This is a genomic window from Pseudomonas frederiksbergensis (assembly GCF_003732705.1).
Taxonomy (GTDB): Bacteria; Pseudomonadota; Gammaproteobacteria; order Pseudomonadales; family Pseudomonadaceae; genus Aquipseudomonas; species Aquipseudomonas frederiksbergensis_F.
In genome coordinates, this window is record NZ_MOBR01000017.1 from 17059 (window position 1) to 37872 (window position 20814).

At 59.5% G+C, this 20814-nt stretch carries 20 protein-coding genes; 17 read left to right on the forward strand and 3 right to left on the reverse strand.

Annotation, left to right across the window (positions count from 1 at the left end):
* The first annotated feature begins 20 nt into the window (after positions 1-20).
* The 11 genes from BK667_RS18450 (at position 21) to BK667_RS18500 (ending at position 10485) form a co-directional block, all read left to right on the forward strand.
* Positions 21-206, forward strand: a complete 186-nt coding sequence (locus BK667_RS18450) for a Trm112 family protein (protein ID WP_007945752.1) — start codon at positions 21-23, stop codon at positions 204-206.
* Positions 203-967: a 3-deoxy-manno-octulosonate cytidylyltransferase gene (kdsB, locus tag BK667_RS18455; protein ID WP_123598491.1), complete on the forward strand. Its 765-nt coding sequence runs from the start codon at positions 203-205 to the stop codon at positions 965-967. Before BK667_RS18450 ends, kdsB begins: the two co-directional genes overlap by 4 nt.
* Positions 967-1431, forward strand: coding sequence for a low molecular weight protein-tyrosine-phosphatase (locus BK667_RS18460; protein WP_123598492.1), 465 nt, complete (start codon positions 967-969; stop codon positions 1429-1431). The genes kdsB and BK667_RS18460 overlap by 1 nt, the downstream gene beginning before the upstream one ends.
* Entirely contained in the window at positions 1428-2447 is a 1020-nt protein-coding gene (gene murB, locus BK667_RS18465) for a UDP-N-acetylmuramate dehydrogenase (protein WP_123598493.1), read from the forward strand. Before BK667_RS18460 ends, murB begins: the two co-directional genes overlap by 4 nt.
* A 317-nt stretch (positions 2448-2764) precedes the next feature.
* On the forward strand, positions 2765-3235 hold the full coding sequence (locus BK667_RS18470; RefSeq protein ID WP_123598494.1) for a (2Fe-2S)-binding protein: 471 nt from the start codon (positions 2765-2767) through the stop codon (positions 3233-3235).
* Positions 3232-5565 (forward strand): xanthine dehydrogenase family protein molybdopterin-binding subunit, encoded by a 2334-nt coding sequence (locus tag BK667_RS18475; protein WP_123598495.1) that lies wholly within the window; start codon positions 3232-3234, stop codon positions 5563-5565. Before BK667_RS18470 ends, BK667_RS18475 begins: the two co-directional genes overlap by 4 nt.
* Positions 5565-6548, forward strand: a complete 984-nt coding sequence (locus BK667_RS18480; protein WP_123598496.1) for an XdhC family protein — start codon at positions 5565-5567, stop codon at positions 6546-6548. The genes BK667_RS18475 and BK667_RS18480 overlap by 1 nt, the downstream gene beginning before the upstream one ends.
* Positions 6545-7135 carry a nucleotidyltransferase family protein gene (locus tag BK667_RS18485; protein WP_123598497.1) on the forward strand — a complete coding sequence of 197 codons (591 nt, stop codon included), beginning with the start codon at positions 6545-6547 and terminating at the stop codon, positions 7133-7135. Before BK667_RS18480 ends, BK667_RS18485 begins: the two co-directional genes overlap by 4 nt.
* Before the next feature lie 163 nt (positions 7136-7298).
* A complete protein-coding gene (locus BK667_RS18490) occupies positions 7299-8660 on the forward strand; it encodes an acyltransferase (protein ID WP_123406981.1) in 1362 nt (453 codons plus the stop codon).
* Positions 8661-8671: 11 nt separating this feature from the next.
* Positions 8672-9589, forward strand: a complete 918-nt coding sequence (locus tag BK667_RS18495) for a DMT family transporter (RefSeq protein ID WP_123598498.1) — start codon at positions 8672-8674, stop codon at positions 9587-9589.
* Entirely contained in the window at positions 9589-10485 is an 897-nt protein-coding gene (locus tag BK667_RS18500) for a hypothetical protein (RefSeq protein ID WP_123598499.1), read from the forward strand. Before BK667_RS18495 ends, BK667_RS18500 begins: the two co-directional genes overlap by 1 nt.
* A gap of 14 nt (positions 10486-10499) precedes the next feature.
* Here BK667_RS18500 and BK667_RS18505 read toward each other — a convergent pair whose 3' ends face one another.
* On the reverse strand, positions 10500-11399 hold the full coding sequence (locus tag BK667_RS18505; RefSeq protein ID WP_123406975.1) for a LysR family transcriptional regulator: 900 nt from the start codon (positions 11397-11399) through the stop codon (positions 10500-10502).
* A gap of 254 nt (positions 11400-11653) precedes the next feature.
* A complete protein-coding gene (gene rne / locus BK667_RS18510) occupies positions 11654-14914 on the reverse strand; it encodes a ribonuclease E (protein WP_123598500.1) in 3261 nt (1086 codons plus the stop codon).
* A 700-nt stretch (positions 14915-15614) separates the two neighbouring features.
* Between rne and rluC the strand changes: the two genes are divergently transcribed.
* Genes rluC through sppA form a run of 3 tightly spaced genes read left to right on the forward strand, consistent with a single transcriptional unit; the run spans position 15615 to position 18240 of the window.
* Positions 15615-16577 carry a 23S rRNA pseudouridine(955/2504/2580) synthase RluC gene (rluC, locus tag BK667_RS18515; RefSeq protein WP_123510041.1) on the forward strand — a complete coding sequence of 321 codons (963 nt, stop codon included), beginning with the start codon at positions 15615-15617 and terminating at the stop codon, positions 16575-16577.
* Positions 16564-17226: an HAD-IA family hydrolase gene (locus tag BK667_RS18520; RefSeq protein ID WP_123598501.1), complete on the forward strand. Its 663-nt coding sequence runs from the start codon at positions 16564-16566 to the stop codon at positions 17224-17226. The genes rluC and BK667_RS18520 overlap by 14 nt, the downstream gene beginning before the upstream one ends.
* 24 nt (positions 17227-17250) lie before the next feature.
* On the forward strand, positions 17251-18240 hold the full coding sequence (gene sppA, locus BK667_RS18525; RefSeq protein WP_123510043.1) for a signal peptide peptidase SppA: 990 nt from the start codon (positions 17251-17253) through the stop codon (positions 18238-18240).
* Between the two features lie 48 nt (positions 18241-18288).
* Here sppA and BK667_RS18530 read toward each other — a convergent pair whose 3' ends face one another.
* The gene (locus BK667_RS18530) at positions 18289-18867 is read right to left on the reverse strand and encodes a Maf family protein (protein WP_123598502.1); all 579 of its coding nucleotides are present in this window, start codon (positions 18865-18867) and stop codon (positions 18289-18291) included.
* A gap of 105 nt (positions 18868-18972) precedes the next feature.
* On the opposite strand from BK667_RS18530, the gene BK667_RS18535 reads away from it, so the two are divergent.
* Genes BK667_RS18535 through plsX form a run of 3 tightly spaced genes read left to right on the forward strand, consistent with a single transcriptional unit; the run spans position 18973 to position 20711 of the window.
* Positions 18973-19500, forward strand: coding sequence for a YceD family protein (locus tag BK667_RS18535; RefSeq protein WP_004371317.1), 528 nt, complete (start codon positions 18973-18975; stop codon positions 19498-19500).
* Positions 19501-19513: 13 nt separating this feature from the next.
* Entirely contained in the window at positions 19514-19696 is a 183-nt protein-coding gene (gene rpmF / locus BK667_RS18540; RefSeq protein WP_008152339.1) for a 50S ribosomal protein L32, read from the forward strand.
* A gap of 4 nt (positions 19697-19700) precedes the next feature.
* A complete protein-coding gene (gene plsX / locus BK667_RS18545) occupies positions 19701-20711 on the forward strand; it encodes a phosphate acyltransferase PlsX (RefSeq protein WP_123598503.1) in 1011 nt (336 codons plus the stop codon).
* The last annotated feature ends 103 nt before the right edge of the window (positions 20712-20814 follow it).

A 20814-nucleotide genomic window follows, 5' to 3' on the forward strand; every position in this document is an offset into this window, starting at 1 on the left:
TTTTTATCCAGGGAATGTTCATGGACACCAAATTGCTCGATATCCTCGCTTGCCCGGTCTGCAAAGGCCCGCTCAAGCTCAGCGCCGACAAGACCGAGCTGATCAGCAAGGGCGCAGGCCTGGCGTACCCGATTCGCGACGGCATCCCGGTGATGCTCGAAACCGAAGCCCGCACCCTGACCACCGACGAGCGCCTGGATAAATGACCACAGCCTTTACCGTTGTCATTCCATCGCGTTACGCCTCCACCCGTTTGCCGGGCAAACCGCTGCTGCTGATCGCCGGCAAGCCGATGATCCAGCATGTCTGGGAACAGGCGAGCAAAAGCAGCGCCCAGCGGGTGGTGGTCGCCACTGACGATGCGCGCATCGTCGAGGCCTGCAAAGGGTTTGGCGCCGAAGTGGTGCTGACCCGTGAAGACCACAATTCCGGTACCGACCGTTTGGCCGAAGTCGCGACGAAACTGGGCCTGGCGCCCGATGCCATCGTGGTCAACGTCCAGGGTGACGAGCCGCTGATCCCGCCGAGCGTGATCGATCAGGTCGCCGCCAACCTGGCTGCCCACACCGAAGCGCGCATGGCCACCCTGGCCGAGCCGATCGAAGACGTGGACAGCCTGTTCAATCCCAACGTGGTCAAAGTCGTCAGCGACCTCAATGGCCTGGCGCTGACCTTCAGTCGCGCCACGTTGCCGTGGGCCCGGGATGCGTTGGCTAAAAGCCGCGAGCACATGCCCGAAGGCGTGCCGTATCGCCGCCACATCGGCATCTATGCCTACCGCGCCGGTTTCCTGCATGACTTCGTCAGTTGGGGCCCGTGCTGGCTGGAAAACACCGAGTCTTTGGAACAACTGCGTGCCCTGTGGCACGGCGTGCGGATTCACGTCGCCGATGCACTGATCGCACCGCCCCACGGTGTTGATACTGTCGAAGACCTTGAGCGCGTTCGTCGCCTGCTGGAGGCCTGATGCGGGTTCTGTTCGTCTGCCTGGGCAACATCTGCCGTTCGCCCACGGCCGAAGGGGTGTTGCGGCATAAGTTGCGTGAAGCCGGGCTGGCCGATCAAATCGAAGTGGCCTCTGCTGGCACCGGTGACTGGCACGTCGGCAAAGCCCCGGACAAGCGCAGCCAGGCTGCGGCCAAGTTGCGGGGCTACGACTTGTCGGCCCAGCGTGCCCAGCAAGTCAGCCGTGCGGATTTCGCGACGTATGACCTGATACTGGCGATGGACAACAGCAACCTGCGCAACCTCAAGGCCTTGCAACCGGCCAAGGGCAAGGCTGAGCTGGACTTGTTCCTGCGTCGTTATGAATCGGAAATGGATGAAGTGCCGGACCCGTACTACGACGGGGACCAAGGCTTTGAGCAAGTGCTGGATTTGATCGAGCGCGCCAGTGATTTGCTGGTGATCGAGTTGAAGGGACGGTTATGAGTTTGCAGGTACAACCCCAGGTTTCGCTCAAGCCGTTCAACAGTTTTGGCGTGGATGTCCGGGCCCGACTCTTTGCCCAAGCCCATAGCGACGCCGAGGTGCGTGAAGCCCTGGCCTATGCCGCTTCGAACGCGGTGCCTTTGTTGGTAATCGGCGGTGGCAGCAACTTGCTGCTGACCGCGGATATCCAGGCACTGGTGCTGCGCATGGCCACGCGCGGCATTCGCGTGTTGAGCGATGACGGCAGCCAGGTGGTGATCGAGGCCGAGGCCGGCGAGCCTTGGCACCCGTTCGTGCAACACACCTTGGCCCAGGGTTTGTCGGGACTGGAAAACCTCAGTCTGATCCCCGGCACCGTGGGCGCGGCACCGATGCAGAACATCGGCGCTTACGGCGTCGAGATCAAAGACGTGTTCGCCGGTCTCACCGCGCTGGATCGCCAGACCGGCGAATTGCGGGATTTCAGCCTGGAAGAATGCAACTTCGCCTACCGCGACAGCCTGTTCAAACAGCAGCCGGGGCGTTGGTTGATCCTGCGGGTTCGCTTCACCCTGAATCGCACCGCGCACCTGCATCTTGAATACGGCCCGGTACGCCAGCGCCTGACCGAGCAGGGCATCGACCACCCGACGCCGACTGATGTCAGCCAGGCGATTTGCAGCATCCGCAGCGAAAAACTCCCGGACCCGGCGGTGCTCGGTAATGCCGGCAGCTTCTTCAAGAATCCGTTGGTGCCGGCGGCGCTGGTGGCACGACTCAAGCTTGAATACCCGGACCTGGTGGCCTACGCGCAACCGGACGGGCAGATGAAACTGGCGGCGGGCTGGCTGATCGAGAAGGCTGGCTGGAAGGGTTTTCGCGAGGCTGACGCCGGCGTGCATAAGTTGCAGGCGCTGGTGCTGGTCAACTACGGCGGCGCGACCGGCCTGCAATTGCTGGATTTGGCGCAACGGATCCAGAAAGACATTTCGCAACGATTCAGCGTCGAGCTGGAAATGGAGCCGAACCGCTATTAGCGGCAGCGGCAGCGGCAAGCTTTAAGCTTCAAGCCGCAAGCTACAATCCTTATAGAGTGTGCCGCTCTGCTTCTACTGGAAGCTTGCAGCTTAAAACTTGAAGCTAAAAAGCCCTGTCTAAGCAGGGCTTTTTTGTTAATGCTGAGTTAACTTAGCCCCCTAACGATGCAAGCATTTGCTCCACCAAAGGCCCGATGCAGACGTTGCCGTTTGCGTAAGAGAGCCCATTAGCCTGAGCCGATCTGCGTGAACCCACCGCTAACCCCCTGGCGGCAGATTGCTCGACCCCATAACCATGACAATATGCGGGCGTGCCCATGATTACCCTGAAACTCAATGGCCAAGACCTTCCACTCGATGTGACCGAGGATATGCCGCTGCTCTGGGCCATCCGTGACGTGGCCGGTTACAACGGCACCAAATTCGGCTGCGGCATGGGCCTGTGCGGTGCCTGCACCATCCATATCGACGGTTTGCCGGCGCGCAGTTGCATCACGCCGATTGGTTCGGTGATCGGCCAGAATGTCAGCACCATCGACAACCTGCACGCCGACCCGGTCGGGCAAGTCGTTCAGCAAGCCTGGCTCGACACTGCCGTGGCCCAGTGCGGTTTCTGCCAGGGCGGGCAGATCATGTCCGCTACCGCGCTGCTCAAGACCAACCCCAACCCCAGCGACGAGCAGATCGAAGAAGCGATGGTCGGCAACATTTGCCGTTGCGGCACCTACAATCGCATCAAGACCGCCATCCGCCAGGCCTCCACTCATCTGAAGGAGGCCAAGGCATGAGCCAGCTCCCGAATGATTTCGCCCTGAGTAATCTGAGCAACCTCAGTCGTCGCGGCTTTCTCAAAGGCGTTGGCGCCACCAGTGCGCTGGTGCTCGCCGCCAGTTGGGGCTGGCAAGACGCTTTCGCCGAAGACAAACCGAAGAAATTCGGCGCCGACGGCATGCCCAATGGCTCGGTCGACGATCCGAAGGTCTACGTCAGCATTGCCGCCGACGGCACGGTGACCGTGATCTGCAACCGCTCGGAAATGGGCCAGGGTGTGCGCACCAGTCTGAGCATGGTGGTGGCCGATGAACTGGACGCCGATTGGGCGCTGGTCAAGGTGCAACAGGCGCCGGGTGATGAAGTGCGCTTCGGCAATCAGGACACCGACGGCTCGCGCAGCATGCGTCATTGGTTCGAACCGATGCGCCGCTGCGGTGCTGCCGCGCGGACCATGCTGGAACAGGCTGCAGCCGACCAGTGGAAAGTCCCTGTCAGCGAATGCCATGCACAACTGCACAAGGTCATTCACCAACCCACTAAACGCGAACTTGGTTATGGCGAATTGGCCGCCGCCGCCGGTGCGCTGGCAGTGCCGGCTCGTGACAGCCTGCGGCTCAAACAGCCGTCGGAATTTCGCTACATCGGCAAGGAAGGCGTACGCGCCATCGACGGTGCCGACATCGTCAACGGTCGCGCCATCTACGGCGCCGATGTGCATTTCGACGGCATGCTTTACGCGACCATCGCCCGTCCTGCGGTGTATGGCGGCAAGGTCAAATCCTTCGATGCCAGTGCGGCGATGAAAGTCCCAGGCGTGATCAAGGTCTTGCAGATTGAAAGCCGTCCGTTGCCGTCGGAGTTCCAGCCATTGGGTGGCATAGCCGTAGTTGCGAGCAACACTTGGGCTGCGATCAAGGGCCGTGAAGCGCTGAGCATCGAGTGGGATGATGGCCCCAACGCCAGTTACGATTCGATTGCCTACCGCAAGGAACTGGAAGCCGCGTCGCTCAAACCCGGCAAAGTAGTGCGCAATACCGGCGATATCGATAAGGCCTTGGCCAATGCAGGCAGCAGCACCCTCGAAGCGTCCTACTATTTGCCGCACCTGGCCCAGGCGCCGATGGAACCCATGGTCGCCATCGCCCGTTTCAAGGACGGCGTGTGCGAAGCCTGGGCGCCGAGCCAGGCGCCTCAAGTCACCCGCGAACGGATTGGCGAGCGTCTCGGCCTGCCGTTCGATAACGTCACCTTCAACGTCACGTTGCTGGGCGGTGGTTTCGGGCGTAAGTCCAAACCGGACTTCGTCATCGAAGCCGCGATCCTCGCCAAAGAATTCCCCGGCAAAGCTGTGCGGGTGCAATGGACCCGTGAAGACGACATCCATTGTTCGTACTTCCACACCGTGTCCGCCGAATACCTGAAAGCGAGCCTCGATAAGGACGGTATGCCCTCCGGTTGGTTGCATCGCACCGTGGCACCGAGCATCACCGCATTATTCGCGCCGGGCATGAACCACGAGGCGGCGTTCGAGTTGGGCATGGGCTTCACCAACATGGCTTACGCGATCCCCAATGTGCGCCTGGAAAACCCGGAAGCGGCCGTCCACACCCGGGTCGGCTGGTATCGCTCGGTGTCGAACATTCCCCACGGCTTTGCGATTCAGACGTTCGTCGACGAATTGGCTCACAAGGCCAAGCAAGATCCGCTGAAGTACCAGATCAAATTGCTCGGCCCGGACCGTCAGATCGATCCGCGCACCTTGAGCGAAGAGTGGAACTACGGCGAATCCCCCGAGCGTTATCCGATCGACACCGCGCGGATGCGCACGGTGTTGGAAACTGCTGCAAAAGCCGCCGGTTGGGGGCGTACGCTGCCCAAGGGTCGAGGCCTGGGACTGGCGGTGCATTACAGCTTCGTCACCTATGTGGCGGCGGTAATTGAAGTCGAAGTCAAAGACGATGGCACCTTGATCGTGCACAAAGCCGACATTGCCGTGGATTGCGGCCCGCAGATCAACCCCGAGCGGATTCGTTCGCAGTTCGAAGGGGCCTGCGTGATGGGCCTGGGCAACGCGGTGCTTGGCGAAATCAGCTTCAAGGACGGCAAGGTCCAGCAGGACAACTTCCACATGTACGAAGTGGCGCGTATGTCCCTGGCGCCGAAAGAAGTCGCCGTGCATCTGGTCACGCCACCGGGCGACGTGCCATTGGGCGGGGTCGGTGAGCCGGGCGTGCCGCCCATTGCGCCGGCGCTTTGCAACGCGATCTTTGCCGCTACTGGCAAACGCATCCGCAACCTGCCGGTTCGCTTTCAACTGCAAGGCTGGCAGAAGGCTGACGCCTGATGGACAGTGTCGATCTGAACGTCCTGCGCAGCGTGCTCGACTGGCGCCGCGCCGGTCAGCGGGTGGTGTTGTACAGCGTGGTCCAGACCTGGGGCACCGCGCCCCGGGCACCTGGCGCCATGTTGGCGTTGCGTGAGGACGGCGTGGTGATCGGCTCGGTGTCGGGTGGTTGTGTCGAGGACGATCTGATTGCGCGGCTGCACGACGGCCGAATTCCGGCCGATGGGCCGCCCGTGCAATTGATCACCTACGGCGTCACTCGCGAGGAGGCGGCGCGGTTTGGTTTGCCCTGTGGCGGCACCTTGCGCCTGACCGAGGAGCGGGTTGGCGATCCGGCGTGGGTCGCTGAGTTGCTGAGCCGTTGCGAGGCCCATGAAATCGTCGCGCGTTCGTTGGATCTGGCGAGCGGTGAAGTGGTTTTGCAACCGGCGCACAAGACCGATGTGCTGAGTTTTGACGGCAGCACCTTGCGCGCCATTTACGGCCCGCGCTGGCGCCTGTTGCTGATCGGCGCCGGGCAACTGTCGCGCTATGTCGCGGAAATGGCGCGGCTGCTGGATTTCGAAGTGCTGATCTGCGATCCGCGCACCGAGTTCGTCTACGGTTGGGAAGAACAGCACGGTCGCTTCGTGCCAGGCATGCCCGACGAGGCCGTGCTGAACATCCAGACCGACGAACGCACCGCCATCGTTGCCCTGACCCATGATCCACGGCTGGACGACATGGCGCTGCTCACCGCCCTGGATTCCAGGGCGTTCTACGTCGGCGCACTGGGGTCGCGGGTCAACAGCCTGAAGCGCCGGGACAACCTGGCTCAGCTAGGCTTGTCACAACAGGCTATCGAGCGGTTGCACGGCCCGATCGGTCTGCACATCGGCAGCCACACCCCGGCAGAAATCGCCTTGTCGCTGCTGGCCGAGATTGTGGCGATCAAGAACGGCGTCGAACTCAAGCAGAAGAAGCCGTTGCGGGAGGACGTATGAGCGAACCCATCGGGGTCATCGTGCTGGCGGCGGGGCAGGGCAGTCGGTTTCAACAGGTTGCCGGTGCGCACAAGGACAAGTTACTGGCGGACTGTACGGGGCGCGACGGTGCCGTGCGTTCGGTGATCGAGCAAGTAGTGGTAAATCTGCCTGCGTCGATTGAGGAGCGTGTGCTGGTGACCACCGAGGATCGCCCCCAGGTGATTCGCATGGCTCAGGCTTACGGTTACGAAATCGTGCTGATTGAATCGACCGGCATGGGCGACAGCATTGCTGCGGGAGTGTCGGTTTGTTCGTCGCTCGGTGGCTGGCTGATTGTGCTGGGGGACATGCCGTTCATTCTGCCGTCGAGTATTGAGCAAGTGGTGGCGGGGATTGCGGACGATTGCATCAGCGTGCCGGTGCACGAGGGTGAATTCGGTCATCCAGTGGGTTTTGGCCGGCGCTTTGGTCCGGGGCTGATGAAGTTGTCGGGTGATCGCGGGGCCAAGCCGTTGTTTGCGCAGGCGAGGGTGGTTGAAGTCGCGGTGGATGATCCCGGTGTGTTATGGGATGTGGATGTGCCTGAGGCGCTGGTTTTTCAATAACGCAATAATCGACTCTTCTTTTCGCCCATTCGTATTTATCGATGGGTGCCAGATATAAAACTCGTTATTCAGCGGGTTTTATCCGACATACGATCATGTGGCGTGCGGTGTTCACAGTTGGGGTGAATATCCGGTCAGCACTCATTAGAAAAAAAGAGCCTACATGATAAAGCACTATATGGATGCGTCGGTCAGTGTCAGTCCTTTGGAACTGGACAGTGATATTCAGGAGTTGGGAGCATTGGAGCGGGCATTAAGTTCTGCAGATGTTTCTCAACCTGTTCCACGGTATGTCAAAACACTTCGGCAACTTAGAAAAGCATCGCAAACCATCAGCTGTCATCGCGACGAGATCAAGTTCGGCGTCACGTTTGGTGAGCGCTTGAAAGAACTGGGCGATGACTTTGGTTTGTCTGCGCAGCACTTTTCGGTCAACACCAGTGGTTCGCCGCTGCTCGTCAAGGAGCAGGTCGGGGAGCACTTGATTTCACCCACTCATTTTGAAAACGGCGCGTATTTCAGCCACCCCCACGCCGACCATCAACTCGATCACTCGGCGGACGAACTGCCTTCGATCAAGATTGGCCAGTATGTGCGTTTTGGTCGTAACGCCGCGGTCAACGCTGGTGGCGATGTTGATATTGGCGACGGTGTCTGGCTGTCGCCAGGCAGTCAATTGCTGCGTCAGGACCATGACCCTTATGGCCGACTCTCCATCGGCTCGCGGACCGTCGCGATGACGCGCCTGCCGCCGGTGCGACTGTGTGATTACGCGTGGGTCGGGCGTGAAGCGATTGTGGGCTGGAACGCCGATTACCTGGGCAAGGCCAGCATCGTCGGGATCCGCTCTTTCCTCAATACCTGGGTCGGCGACTATTCCATCGTGGGTGATCAGGGAAAGGTCCTGCAATACCTGCCGTTCAAGGCTCACCTCATGGAAACCTATCAGCCGTCGATCGAGCAGACGCTGCAAGTCAGCGACTGGGCTGCGATCAATTCGGACTGGTTGATGATCTACCGTGACACGCCGAAGCGCGAGACACCGCCATTGCCGGCGCCACTGGCGGAGTATCTCGACACGCCGGGCAAGAAATCCGTGTTGCTGATCGCGCCGAGCGATAACGCGCAGCTTCAAGCATTCGCCCGGCACAGTCTGGATGTCATCTCGTCTTCCCGTCTGCCCTTTGCGCACCATTTGCAGTGGGCTCAGGACTTCGGTCACAAACAGCTCAGGCTGCGCGCCGACCTGGACTTTTCGAGGCTGCCATTCGCCTCGGCGGGCGACTTTCATTATCGCCGCCGATTGGGTTATTCCCTGATTGTCGCCAACAGTTCGCCCGTCGAAGCCGAGCCTTGCCGAGTCTACGTCAACGAACTGGCCCGGGTGCTGGCGACGCAGGCCCTATTGTTGGTGCCCGTCACTGATGTGTTACAGGCGCAGTTGTCCGTGTATCAGGATCTGTTCCATCTGCAAGGGGAAGTCGAGTTTGACGGCGCCTCTTTCATGTTAATGAAGAAGCTCTGACGGAGGCACCAATGCCGTACTTATTACTTTCACTCGCCGCTGTGTTCTGGGGCGGTAACTATGTTGTCGGAAAGTTGATGGTGGTGGATGTTGATCCTGTACTGCTGTCACAACTTCGATGGTTGATTACCAGTGCATTACTGCTACTGATCAACTATAAAGCCGTGATCGCCAGTTTGCCGGCTGCGCGCAAGTCATGGTTAACCCTGGTGATGCTGGCGGTTTGTGGGCAAGTTATCTTTCCGCTGACGTTGTATATCGGTTTGCAATACACCAGTTCGTTGAATGCGGCGATTTATCTGTCGGCCACGCCGTGTCTGGTACTGGCCCTCAATCGTTTCGTTTTCGGTGATTTCATCTCCCGCTCGAACATGCTTGGGGTGGTCATCAGCACGGTAGGTGTGTTCTGGCTGGTGACCATGGGGCATCTGTCCGATTTGAGCTTCCTGGAGGGCTTCAACAAAGGCGATTTCTGGACCATGGCCTCGGCCGCCAGTTGGGCTGTCTATTGCTCCTTCTTGCGCACCAAGCCCAAAACCATCGCCGGCAATGCGTTTGTGACCTATTGCGCGGTCGTGGGAGCGCTGTGCCTGATTCCGTTCAGCCTCGGGGTTTGGGCGTTGCACCCGGACCTGACATTCAACCTGGGGCAGGGGGCGGCACCGTGGTTGGGGCTGGCGTATCTGGTGATCTTCCCATCCTGGCTGTCGTACTTGTTCTGGAGTAAAGGCATCGGCGAAATCGGTGCCACCCGTGGCGAGATCTTCACTCATCTGGTGCCTCTGTCCGGCGGGTTGTTCAGTATCGTGTTCCTGGACGTGCAACTGCATGCCTATCACTTGGTCAGTCTGGTGTTGATCGTGTTTGGGGTGATCCTGTGCTCGATTAAACGCCGGGCACCGGTGGCGCTGCGCACGGAGGCCGCTTGATGGACAGAATCATCGATGCGGTCGACCGCCACGGTGTGCGATGGGTGGGCCTTGTGCAGGGCGTGGGAGCGTCGGCTACTGCCTGGCAGGTTGAAGGTGCCGAGAGTTCTCAGGCGTTGGCCGTGCGGTTCATGCGCAGCAAGCAATCCTGGGAACACTTCAAAAGCGGCCTGTCCCTGACAGCGGTACCGGTTGAAGCGCTGGCATCAATGACCTTCAATGTGCCGCTGCGGCCCGCGCTGGATGCGGTGTGCATGGTCAGCGGTTTCGGTTATACGCACCGTTCGGTCAATGGTCTGCCCATGCCTGAGCGGTCGTCGCCGGACTGGTACTACAAAGGTAATGGCAAAGGACTGGTTGGTGCTTCCCGGGCGATCAAATCGCCGTGTCATGCCAGCGGCGCGGGAATCGAGATCGAGTATGCCTGTGTATACCTCATCGACGACTGCCGAAATCCGCGTTATATCGGCTACACCCTGGCGGTGGATTTCTCGGATCCGGTGTTGCGTCACACCCAGCCTGGGCTGGCGGGGCTTTCCAAACTGCGCAACACGGCGTTGTGCCACGAACTGGTGATCGCGGAACCACCGCGCCATACGGCGGTGAGGAGTTCGATTGTCCGGCGCGGGGAAATCGTGTGGGACAAACAGTCGCTCTTGGGGCTGGATCAATTGATGTTTATCAAACGCGAACTTGAAGCCCTTCTGTTCCAGCATGAAGAACTTTGCGAGCCCGGGACGGTTCACTACGTGTTGCTCGGCGCTTCATTAAGTACTGACAAGGATGCCTTCGAGTTGCAGCACGGTGATGTCATTCGGGCGAGCAGCCAGGAGGATGGACTGCAATTGTCCAACCTGTTCGAGGATGAGGTGGTGCGACAATCGTGTAACTGCTGACGGGACCCGGCCCGTTACCCCGCTGTTGCCATCAGCGGTGAGCGGGCCGGTTTTTCGAAGTCCAGTACCCATTGCGCCAACGCCCTGGGGGCAGGTTTGCCAGGGTGATCGAAAAACACGAATTCGGTCGTTAACGAAGCATAGGAACCCTTCAGGAAATACGTTTGCACCTGCTCGCTGCGGCAGCACGAATCGACCAGTGACAAGGGCACCAGGGCAACGCCCACGCCGTTGATCACATTTGAAAACAACAGCGGATAGGAGCCGCACTCGATGATCTTTTCCGGGGTGATGTTGCCCATCAGAAACAGTTCATCGAGATTACGTTGCGAGGCGCTGCGCCGACTGTTGACCAGGAACACTTGGCCGCTGAACGCTTTCAGGTCCTCAATGGCGGGTTGAGTTGCACTGTAGATCAGCGCCAAAGGATCGTTGAACAGCGTCACCCGACGATAATGCGCAGGCGCAAAGCCAGCGCCGACAATTACCGCGTCGAGTTTGCCGGCCTCAAGGTCCTTGAGTAGTGACTGTGTGTTACCAATGCTGACATCCACCGCCAGGCCTTCCGGATTGGCCACGATGCTTTGCAGCAGGTTCTGGCGAGTAATGGTGAGGTTTTCGATGACGCCCAGGCGAACCCGTGTTTCGGTTTTTGCCTGGCTCAGGCTGGCTTGGGCGCGAGCCACCAATTCGAGGATTTGTGAGGCGTAGGCATAGAGCTCCTTGCCTTGCGCTGTCATCGTGATGCCACGACCGGAGCGCTCGAACAACTTGGTATCGAGTCGTGATTCAAGTGTCTTGATCCGAAAGGAAATACTGGATTGAGCGCGGTTCAACCTGATCGCTGCCTGCGTGACGCTGCCATAGTCAACAATCGCTTTAAAAGCGTCCAGCTCAGCAATTTCCATAGTCATGCACTCTTACTCCATAACGAGCCGAAGGTTTTCGGACCGTGGCCGGGCCTGCCTTGAGCCCTGCAACCGCTCTATTCTGCACGTTGCACGGCTATTTCGTAATACTTTCTTACAAATATTCCAGCGAGATTTAGCGCGGTGCGTGAGCGCTTGGGCAACAAAGTGCTGCCAGGTTTCATCGGAGTGTCGGTTTCAACAGGCAAAAAAAAGCCCCGCCTGGATCACCAGGCGGGGCTTTTTAGTGGCCGATGGAATCAGGCGAGGGGTTTAGGCTCGTGCTCTTTTTCCAGGGCTTCTTCGTGATGCTTTACCGCTTCCTGAACGGAGCGTGGAGCTTCGTCGATCGCGGATTCAACCGGTTCGGCAGCAACTTCAGCAACCGGGGCAGGTGCTGCCTCGACGACTTCAGCCACAACCGGTGCTGGCTCGGCAACAGCCGGTGCAGCAGCGGCAGCCAGTTCGGCTTCTTTCTGCAGACGCTCGGCTTCACGCTTGCGGCGACGCACTTCACGTGGATCGTTCGGCGCACGGCCATTTTCGGTCAGGGCGCTGACAGGGGCGGCTTCAACCACCGGTGCAACCACTTCGGCAACCACCGGAGCTTCAACGACTGGAGCAGGCTCGGCAGCGACAACCACTGGCTCGGAAACCATCGCTTCAGCTACTGGGGCCTCGACGACAGGCGCTGGCGCTTCAACGACCGGCTCAGCGACTACCGGCTCGGCAACCCAGTTGAACGCGGTTTGCTCTTCACGCACTTCGCGGACAGCTTCGGTCACGGTTTCGGTCGAAGTTTCGACAACCGGTTCTGCGGCAACCACTGGCTCGGCAACGAAAGCAGGTTCGGCGGCAGCTTGAACTTCAGGCTGAGCCTCACGAACCGGCGCTACTTCAACTTCTGGAGCGGCTGTGGCTTCTACCGGGGTAGTCGCTTCAACGACCGGCGCTTCTACTGGTGCAGTTTCCTGCACGGCAGCAGTGGCGCGTTCGGCTTGCTCGTGAGCCTGGGCTTCAGCAGGAGCGCTGATCACAGTGCTGGCAACGGCGGCGGTAACAGCCAGGCCTGCGGCCAGATCGGCAGCGCTTGGCGCTTCGTTGGTTTCGCTGGCTTCGCTTCCTTCGGCGGACTCGGATTCTTCCGAACCTTCGATCACGTTGCCGTTGGCATCACGTTGACGCTCGCGACGGTTGCTGCGACGACGCTGGCCACGGGAGCGGCGGCGTGGACGATCGCCTTCGGCGCCTTCCTGACCATCTTCCTGTTGCTGCTCTTCGTTGGTCAGCAGTTCTTCTTCGGACGCGGCAGCAGCAGCCTGCTCGGCACGTGGCTGACGCTCTTCACGCGGTGGGCGTGGCGCGCGTTCTTCGCGTGGCTGACGGGCTGGACGCTCTTCAGTGGTGGCAGCAACGGCAGCGACTGGCGCAGCAGTAACGGCATCCAGTGGCTCACGCAGTTCGCGAACCGGACGCTCTTCGCGGTCGCCACGTGGCTTGCGGTCTTCACGTGGAGCGCGCGGTGCACGTTCTTCACGAGGGGCGCGGGGTGCGCGTTCTTCGCGAGCGACTACCGGAGTGGTGGTTTCTTCGCGAGCTTCGCGTGGTTGACGCTCTTCGCGTGGCTCACGTGGTGCGCGTTCTTCACGCGGTGCACGCTCCTCACGAGGCTTGCGTTCTTCATCGCGGCGACCGTTACGGTTGCGGCTTTGCTGACGACCGTTGCGACGCTCTTCGTTACGGGCCGGACGCTCGGTGGTCGCTGGTTTTTCAACCACAACCGGAGTGGCTGGCTCTTCCTTGGTAGCGAACAGGCTGACCAGCGACTTCACCAGGCCTTTGAACAGGCTTGGCTCTGGCGCGGCGGCCGGTGCAGCAACCGGGGCAGCGGCGACAACTTCGGTCGGCACCGGAGCGTTGGCGCGGGCCGGGGCAGTCTTGACCGCGGCTTCCTGGCGAACCAGGGTGCGGGTCGCGGCGGCTGGCTGGACTTCTTCCACTTCGGCAGCGGCAGCAGCGATTTCGTAGCTGGACTGATTGATGTGGGCTTCCGGGCTGTCATCGCGCAGACGCTGAACTTCGAAGTGCGGCGTTTCGAGGTGATCGTTCGGCAGAATGACGATGCGGGCACGGGTGCGCAGTTCGATCTTGGTGATCGAGTTGCGTTTTTCGTTGAGCAGGAACGCGGCCACCGGGATCGGCACTTGTGCGCGAACTTCGGCGGTGCGGTCTTTCAGGGCTTCTTCTTCGATCAGGCGCAGGATCGCCAGCGACAGCGACTCAACATCACGGATGATGCCGGTGCCGTTGCAACGCGGGCACACGATGCCGCTGCTTTCGCCCAGCGATGGACGCAGGCGTTGACGGGACATTTCCAGCAGGCCAAAGCGCGAGATCCGACCGACTTGCACGCGAGCGCGGTCGGCTTCCAGGCATTCGCGGACTTTCTCTTCCACGGCGCGCTGGTTCTTGGCAGGGGTCATGTCAATGAAGTCGATGACGATCAGGCCGCCGATGTCGCGCAAGCGCAACTGACGGGCGATTTCTTCGGCGGCTTCAAGGTTGGTCTGCAGGGCGGTTTCTTCGATGTCGCTGCCTTTGGTGGCGCGCGCCGAGTTGATGTCGATGGACACCAGGGCTTCGGTCGGATCGATCACGATGGAGCCGCCGGAAGGCAGTTCGACGACGCGCTGGAAAGCGGTCTCGATCTGGCTTTCGATCTGGAAACGGTTGAACAGCGGAACGCTGTCTTCGTACAGCTTGATCTTGCTGGCGTACTGCGGCATCACCTGGCGGATGAAGGTCAGGGCTTCGTCCTGGGCTTCAACGCTGTCGATCAGCACTTCGCCGATGTCCTGGCGCAGGTAATCGCGGATGGCGCGGATGATCACGTTGCTTTCCTGGTAGATCAGGAATGGCGCGGAGCGATCCAGCGACGCTTCTTTGATAGCGGTCCACAGTTGCAGCAGGTAGTCGAGGTCCCACTGCATTTCTTCGCTGCTGCGGCCAAGGCCGGCAGTGCGCACGATCAGACCCATGTCAGCCGGAGCAACCAGGCCGTTCAGGGCTTCACGCAGTTCGTTGCGCTCTTCACCTTCGATGCGACGGGAGATACCGCCGGCACGCGGGTTGTTCGGCATCAGAACGAGGTAACGACCGGCCAGGCTGATGAAAGTGGTCAGGGCTGCACCCTTGTTGCCACGTTCTTCTTTTTCGACCTGAACGATGACTTCCTGGCCTTCGGTCAGGACGTCCTTGATGTTGACGCGGCCTTCGGGGGCTTTCTTGAAGTATTCGCGGGAGATTTCTTTGAGGGGCAGGAAGCCGTGGCGCTCGGAGCCGAAATCGACAAAGGCAGCCTCAAGGCTTGGTTCGATGCGAGTAATCCGGCCTTTATAGATGTTGGCCTTCTTCTGCTCGCGTGCACCGGATTCGATGTCCAGGTCGTAGAGGCGTTGGCCATCTACCAGTGCAACACGCAACTCTTCGGGTTGAGTTGCGTTAATCAGCATTCTTTTCATGTAGTACCGTCGGTTTCCGGGCTGCCGGAAACGGCGTTCGGCACACACGACTTCTCACGGTCGGTGTCAGGTGCGTCAGGAGTGGTTGGACACTCCAGTGTCTAGCGATGGCGGCCAATGTGGGCCGGCGTCGCGACGTACGCGTCCTGCTTGCTGTGGCTACTTAAGCACTCAGTCAGGAGGAGGAATCAACCAGCGGCTGTGGACGAGATGAAGCGTCTTGATAAAGCCTATTGCTACACAGTCCAGCGGTTGTGCATCTCCACCCTACACGTATCCCTGATAATTCGGGTGCTGCCGCGCGCAGAATCCGCAGCGGGTTGGCATTTACCGTGAGCTCCGAAAAGGGGAGGTCACGCATCATGGCTAATTTAGGCGTTGTTTCCGAAGCGTTCGCTCGGGGTCATTCGCAGCTGACTGCACTTTGTGAACTGGCCGTGAATATGGCTCGCAAGGCGAGTTAAAACTCTGCTTTGCCGCTTGATTCAGGCCTCATGTCACCTGCGCTCGTTACACCTGCAAACTCCACCGTTACGTAGCGAAAGCCCCGTAGGACGGCCTCGCGTCCTGGTGAATTGCGTTGGTCAGGGCCGGTTTTTGACCGTTAGTCCGCTGTCCAGGCCGCTTTTGGCGGCGTTCGCGACTATAGCAGCAATGATTAAGTGCTTCAATTCCATAAAAAATTGTTATCATCCGCGCCATGACGACTACCGCCCCCTCGACCCCAGCCGTACAACTGCTGGAGGTCTCGCCGGAATATGCCGGCCAACGTATTGATAACTTCCTTCTCGCTCGGCTCAAAGGCGTGCCCAAGACTTTGATTTACCGCATTTTGCGCAAAGGCGAAGTGCGAGTGAACAAGGGCCGGATCAAGCCCGAATACAAGCTGCAGGCGGGCGATATCGTGCGCGTGCCGCCGGTTCGCGTGCCCGAGCGCGACGAGCCGGTACCGCTGGCACAAGGCCTGCTCCAGCGCCTCGAAGCCTCGATTATCTTCGAGGACAAGGCGCTGATCGTGATCAACAAGCCTTGCGGCATTGCGGTTCACGGCGGCAGCGGCCTGACTTACGGGGTGATCGAAGCCTTTCGTCAGTTGCGTCCCGATTGCAAAGAGCTGGAGCTGGTTCACCGCCTCGACCGTGACACCTCCGGCCTGCTGATGATCGCCAAAAAGCGCAGCATGTTGCGCCACTTGCACACGGCTTTGCGCGGCGATGGTGTCGACAAGCGCTACATGGCGCTGGTCCGCGGCAACTGGGCGGCCTCGATCAAGCAAGTCCGTGCGTCGCTGGGCAAGAGCAATCTGCGCTCCGGCGAGCGCATGGTCGAGGTCGACGAGGAGGAGGGCAAGGAGTCTGTGACCGTGTTCAAGGTCCTGCGTCGATTCGGCGATTTTGCCACCCTGATCGAAGCGAAGCCGATTACCGGTCGGACTCACCAGATTCGCGTTCACACCTTGCACGCCGGGCATTGCATTGCCGGTGATACCAAGTATGGCGATGACGACTTCAGTAAAGAAATTCGTGACCTGGGCGGCAAACGCCTGTTCCTGCACGCCTACATGCTGACCGTGCCGTTGCCAGATGGCGGCGAGCTCAAGTTGCAGGCGCCAGTGGATGACATGTGGGCCAAGACCGTGGAGCGCCTGAGTGCACCCCTCTGATTACAAACTGCTGATTTTCGATTGGGACGGCACCTTGGCCGATTCCATTGGTCGGATTGTCGAGGCGATGCATGTCGCGTCCGAGCGCTCCGGTTTTCAGCTGTGCGATGACTTTGCCGTCAAAGGCATTATCGGCCTGGGGTTGCCCGAGGCGATTCGCACGTTGTATCCGCAAATCGACGACGACGAGCTGATAGCGTTCCGTCAGCACTACGCGGATCACTACATCGCTGCGGAAGCAGTACCTTCACCGCTGTTCGAAGGTGTGGTCGAGTCGATGGCGGCGTTTCGCGATGCCGGTTATCACTTGGCGGTTGCCACCGGCAAGGCGCGTCGCGGGCTGGATCGGGTGCTTAAGGCCCACGGTTGGGAAAACTATTTCGATATCACCCGTGCCGCCGATGAAACCGCCAGCAAGCCGCATCCGCTGATGCTGGAAGAGATTCTGACGCATTGCGGCGTTCCGGCGCAGCAGGCGTTGATGGTCGGGGACTCGTCCTTCGACTTGCAGATGGCACGCAACGCCGGAATGGATTCGGTTGCGGTCAGTTATGGCGCCCAGTCCATCGAGGCGCTGAAACTGTTTGAGCCGCGACTGGCCATCGATCATTTTTCTGAATTACACGCGTGGTTGAATCAGCGCACCTAATACATTTTTGCTGGGGTAGATGGAATGACCGACGAATGGAAAGCGCCCGACAAGTCGAGTGCTGAAGGTGGTGACGACAAAAGCTGGAAACTGCTGGAAAAGACTTTGCTGGCGGGTGTGCAGGAACAACGTCGCTCCCGTCGCTGGGGGATTTTCTTCAAATTCCTGGCTTTTACGTATCTGTTTGTTGCGATGCTATTGCTGTCGCCGCTGATCAGCATGGAAAAAAGCGCTACCCGTGGATCGAATTACACGGCGGTGATCGATGTAACGGGCGTCATCGCTGACAAAGAGACCGCCAGCGCTGACAACATCGTTACCAGTCTGCGTGCGGCCTTCGAAGATGAGAAGGTCAAAGGTGTGATCCTGCGGATCAACAGTCCGGGTGGTAGCCCTGTGCAGTCGGGTTACGTCTATGACGAGATTGGCCGTTTGCGAGCCTTGCATCCGAACGTCAAGGTTTACGCCGTGATCTCGGATCTGGGGGCTTCCGGCGCTTATTACATTGCCAGTGCGGCCGATCAGATCTACGCCGATAAGGCGAGCCTGGTAGGTTCCATTGGTGTGACGGCGGCCGGTTACGGTTTTGTCGGCACCATGGAGAAGCTCGGCGTTGAGCGTCGCACCTACACCTCTGGCGAACACAAATCGTTTCTTGATCCGTTCCAGCCACAGAAGCCTGAAGAAACCCAGTTCTGGCAGGGCGTGCTCGACACCACTCACCAGCAATTCATTGCCAGCGTGAAGAAGGGGCGTGGCGATCGTCTGAAGGATAAGGATCATCCGGAGCTGTTCTCCGGTCTGGTCTGGTCGGGTGAGCAGGCATTGCCGCTGGGCTTGATCGATGGCCTGGGAAGTACCAGTTCGGTCGCGCGTGATGTGATTGGCGAAAAAGAAGTCGTGGACTTCACTGTTCAGGAATCGCCGATTGATCGTTTCACGAAAAAACTCGGTGCCAGCGTGGCCGAGCAGATTGCGATGTGGATGGGGTTTCATGGTCCGTCGTTGCGTTGATCCATTGAGCGCATAAAGAAACCGGCCTTCGTGGCCGGTTTTTTGTGTTCAGGGGATTTGCACGCCTTCAACCAATAGCATGTCGATCAGGCGAATCAGCGGCAGACCGATCAGGCTGGTGGCGTCAGGGCCTTCGGTGCTTTGAAACAGGCTTACCCCCAAACCTTCGGCCTTGAAGCTGCCAGCGCAGTCGTAAGGCTGTTCTGCGCGAAGGTAGCGCTCGATGCGCGCCGGGTCGAGCGTGCGCATGTGCACGGTGAAGGGTACGCAGTCGACCTGGCAGTGGCCTGTCTGGCTGTTGAGCAACGCGAGGCCGGTCAGGAATGTCACATTGGCGCCGCTGGATGCCAGCAATTGTTCGCGGGCCTTTTCGAAGGTGTGGGGTTTGCCGATAATCCGCTCGCCGAGTACCGCGACCTGGTCGGAGCCGATGATCAGATGAGCGGGGTGGCTGTCGGCCAGTGCGCGTGCTTTCTCTTCGGCGAGGCGCTTGACCAGATTAATTGCAGGCTCGTCCGGGCGATGGCTTTCGTCGATATCCGGTGAGCTGCAGGTGAACTCAAGCTGCAGGCGGGCCAACAATTCCCGGCGATAAACCGAGCTTGAAGCGAGTAATAAAGGCAGCATGGGCATCTCCAAAAGGCAGGGGCGAATTCTAGCGAGGCTTCCAAGTGACGGACAGGGCTGAATTTCCTTTGACATGGCCGGGTGCATCCCTATAATGCTGCGCCTATGTTGAATGACCCGATTCCACCTCACGTTGACCCGCGCAAATTGGCTGATCGTGGCACCACCCTTCAAGGTGAACTGCTGCTGGCCGATTTGGAGAGACTCTGCGACCCGCTTTCCGACACTGTCGGTACGGTGCAGGCTAAATTCGTTTTTGAACGAGATGAACGTAAGTCTGTGGTAATCCACAGTTTTATCGACACCGAAGTCAAAATGGTTTGCCAGCGTTGTCTTGAGCTGGTCACCCTGCCGATCCATAGCGAATGCAGTTATGCTGTGGTGAAGGAGGGTGCGAATACCCAGTCGTTGCCGAAAGGTTATGACGTGCTGGAACTGGGCGAAGATCCATTGGATCTGCAGTCACTGATCGAGGAGGAGCTTCTGCTCGCCTTGCCCATTGTGCCTGCTCATCATCCGGAAGAATGCCAGCAGCCGGCGGGTCTCGATGAGCCCGAACCGAGCGAGGACGAGGTAACGCGGTCCAACCCGTTCAGTGTATTGGCGCAGTTAAAGCGTGACCCAAACGTTTAGGAGTTAATCAATTATGGCTGTTCAGCAGAACAAAAAATCCCGCTCTGCCCGTGACATGCGTCGTTCGCACGATGCCCTGACGGCAAGCACTCTGTCTGTAGAAAAAACCACCGGTGAAATTCACCTGCGTCACCACGTATCGCCAGAAGGCGTATACCGTGGCCGTAAAGTGATCGACAAGGGCGCTGACGAGTAATCACTTGTCTGCTCAAGTCATCGCGATTGACGCAATGGGCGGGGACTTCGGTCCCCGCAGCATTGTTCAGGCCAGCCTTGCTTGCCTGTCTGCTACGCCCTCGCTGCACCTGACCCTCGTCGGTCAACCCTCTCTTCTAGAAGAACTGCTCTGCGGCCATTCGGCTGTGGATCGCGCGCGCCTGTCGATTACCCCTGCGTCCGAAGTCATTACCATGGACGAGAAGCCTGCCCAAGCCTTGCGTGGCAAGCCTGATTCGTCGATGCGCGTGGCCCTTGAGCTGTTGCGCGATGGCAAGGTCCAGGCCTGTGTCAGTGCCGGCAATACCGGTGCGCTGATGGCCTTGTCGCGCTTTGTGCTCAAGACCTTGCCGGGTATCGATCGGCCGGCGATGGTCGCGGCCATCCCGACCCAGAAGGGTTACTGCCAGTTGCTGGATCTCGGTGCCAATGTCGATTGCAGTGCCGAGCACTTATTGCAGTTCGCAATCATGGGCTCGGTGGCGGCGGAAACCCTGGGTGTCGTTCGCCCGCGGGTGGCGTTGCTGAACATCGGTACTGAAGACATCAAGGGTAATCAGCAGGTCAAGCTGGCGGCGACCTTGTTGCAGAACGCGCGCGGCATCAACTACATCGGGTTTGTCGAAGGTGACGGTGTGTACCGCGGCGAGGCGGATGTGGTGGTGTGTGACGGCTTTGTCGGCAATATCCTGCTCAAGTCCAGCGAAGGCCTGGCGACCATGATTGCCGGGCGCATCGAGGCTTTGTTCAAGAAAAACCTGGCCTCGCGAATGGTCGGCGCCCTGGCGCTGCCGCTGATGAAACGCTTGCAAGCGGATCTGGCCCCGGCGCGGCACAACGGCGCCAGCTTCCTCGGTTTGCAGGGCATCGTTGTGAAAAGCCACGGTTCGGCCGGGGTGCAAGGTTTCCAGAGTGCGATTCAGCGCGCCTTGATCGAGATCCAGGAAAACCTCCCGGAACGGCTTCACGGTCGTCTTGAGGACCTGTTGCCTTAGGCGTTTTCGTCGGACAATGCTTAAATGTGACCGCTCAGTTCAATTGGCCATCCAACTGTCAGTTTCTTGCGTCCCCCAAGCGGGACGTCAATTCTCCGACGAC

Bases quoted from the DNA above. Each gene is read 5' to 3' on its own strand.
- kdsB (WP_123598491.1), top strand. From the start codon at position 203: ATGACCACAGCCTTTACCGTTGTCATTCCATCGCGTTACGCCTCCACC.
- BK667_RS18490 (WP_123406981.1), top strand. From the start codon at position 7,299: ATGATAAAGCACTATATGGATGCGTCGGTCAGTGTCAGTCCTTTGGAA.
- BK667_RS18475 (WP_123598495.1), top strand. From the start codon at position 3,232: ATGAGCCAGCTCCCGAATGATTTCGCCCTGAGTAATCTGAGCAACCTC.
- BK667_RS18470 (WP_123598494.1), top strand. From the start codon at position 2,765: ATGATTACCCTGAAACTCAATGGCCAAGACCTTCCACTCGATGTGACC.
- BK667_RS18500 (WP_123598499.1), top strand. From the start codon at position 9,589: ATGGACAGAATCATCGATGCGGTCGACCGCCACGGTGTGCGATGGGTG.
- rne (WP_123598500.1), bottom strand. From the start codon at position 14,914: ATGAAAAGAATGCTGATTAACGCAACTCAACCCGAAGAGTTGCGTGTT.
- BK667_RS18505 (WP_123406975.1), bottom strand. From the start codon at position 11,399: ATGACTATGGAAATTGCTGAGCTGGACGCTTTTAAAGCGATTGTTGAC.
- BK667_RS18460 (WP_123598492.1), top strand. From the start codon at position 967: ATGCGGGTTCTGTTCGTCTGCCTGGGCAACATCTGCCGTTCGCCCACG.
- BK667_RS18495 (WP_123598498.1), top strand. From the start codon at position 8,672: ATGCCGTACTTATTACTTTCACTCGCCGCTGTGTTCTGGGGCGGTAAC.
- BK667_RS18450 (WP_007945752.1), top strand. From the start codon at position 21: ATGGACACCAAATTGCTCGATATCCTCGCTTGCCCGGTCTGCAAAGGC.
- rluC (WP_123510041.1), top strand. From the start codon at position 15,615: ATGACGACTACCGCCCCCTCGACCCCAGCCGTACAACTGCTGGAGGTC.
- sppA (WP_123510043.1), top strand. From the start codon at position 17,251: ATGACCGACGAATGGAAAGCGCCCGACAAGTCGAGTGCTGAAGGTGGT.
- rpmF (WP_008152339.1), top strand. From the start codon at position 19,514: ATGGCTGTTCAGCAGAACAAAAAATCCCGCTCTGCCCGTGACATGCGT.
- BK667_RS18480 (WP_123598496.1), top strand. From the start codon at position 5,565: ATGGACAGTGTCGATCTGAACGTCCTGCGCAGCGTGCTCGACTGGCGC.
- BK667_RS18485 (WP_123598497.1), top strand. From the start codon at position 6,545: ATGAGCGAACCCATCGGGGTCATCGTGCTGGCGGCGGGGCAGGGCAGT.
- BK667_RS18530 (WP_123598502.1), bottom strand. From the start codon at position 18,867: ATGCTGCCTTTATTACTCGCTTCAAGCTCGGTTTATCGCCGGGAATTG.
- murB (WP_123598493.1), top strand. From the start codon at position 1,428: ATGAGTTTGCAGGTACAACCCCAGGTTTCGCTCAAGCCGTTCAACAGT.
- BK667_RS18535 (WP_004371317.1), top strand. From the start codon at position 18,973: ATGTTGAATGACCCGATTCCACCTCACGTTGACCCGCGCAAATTGGCT.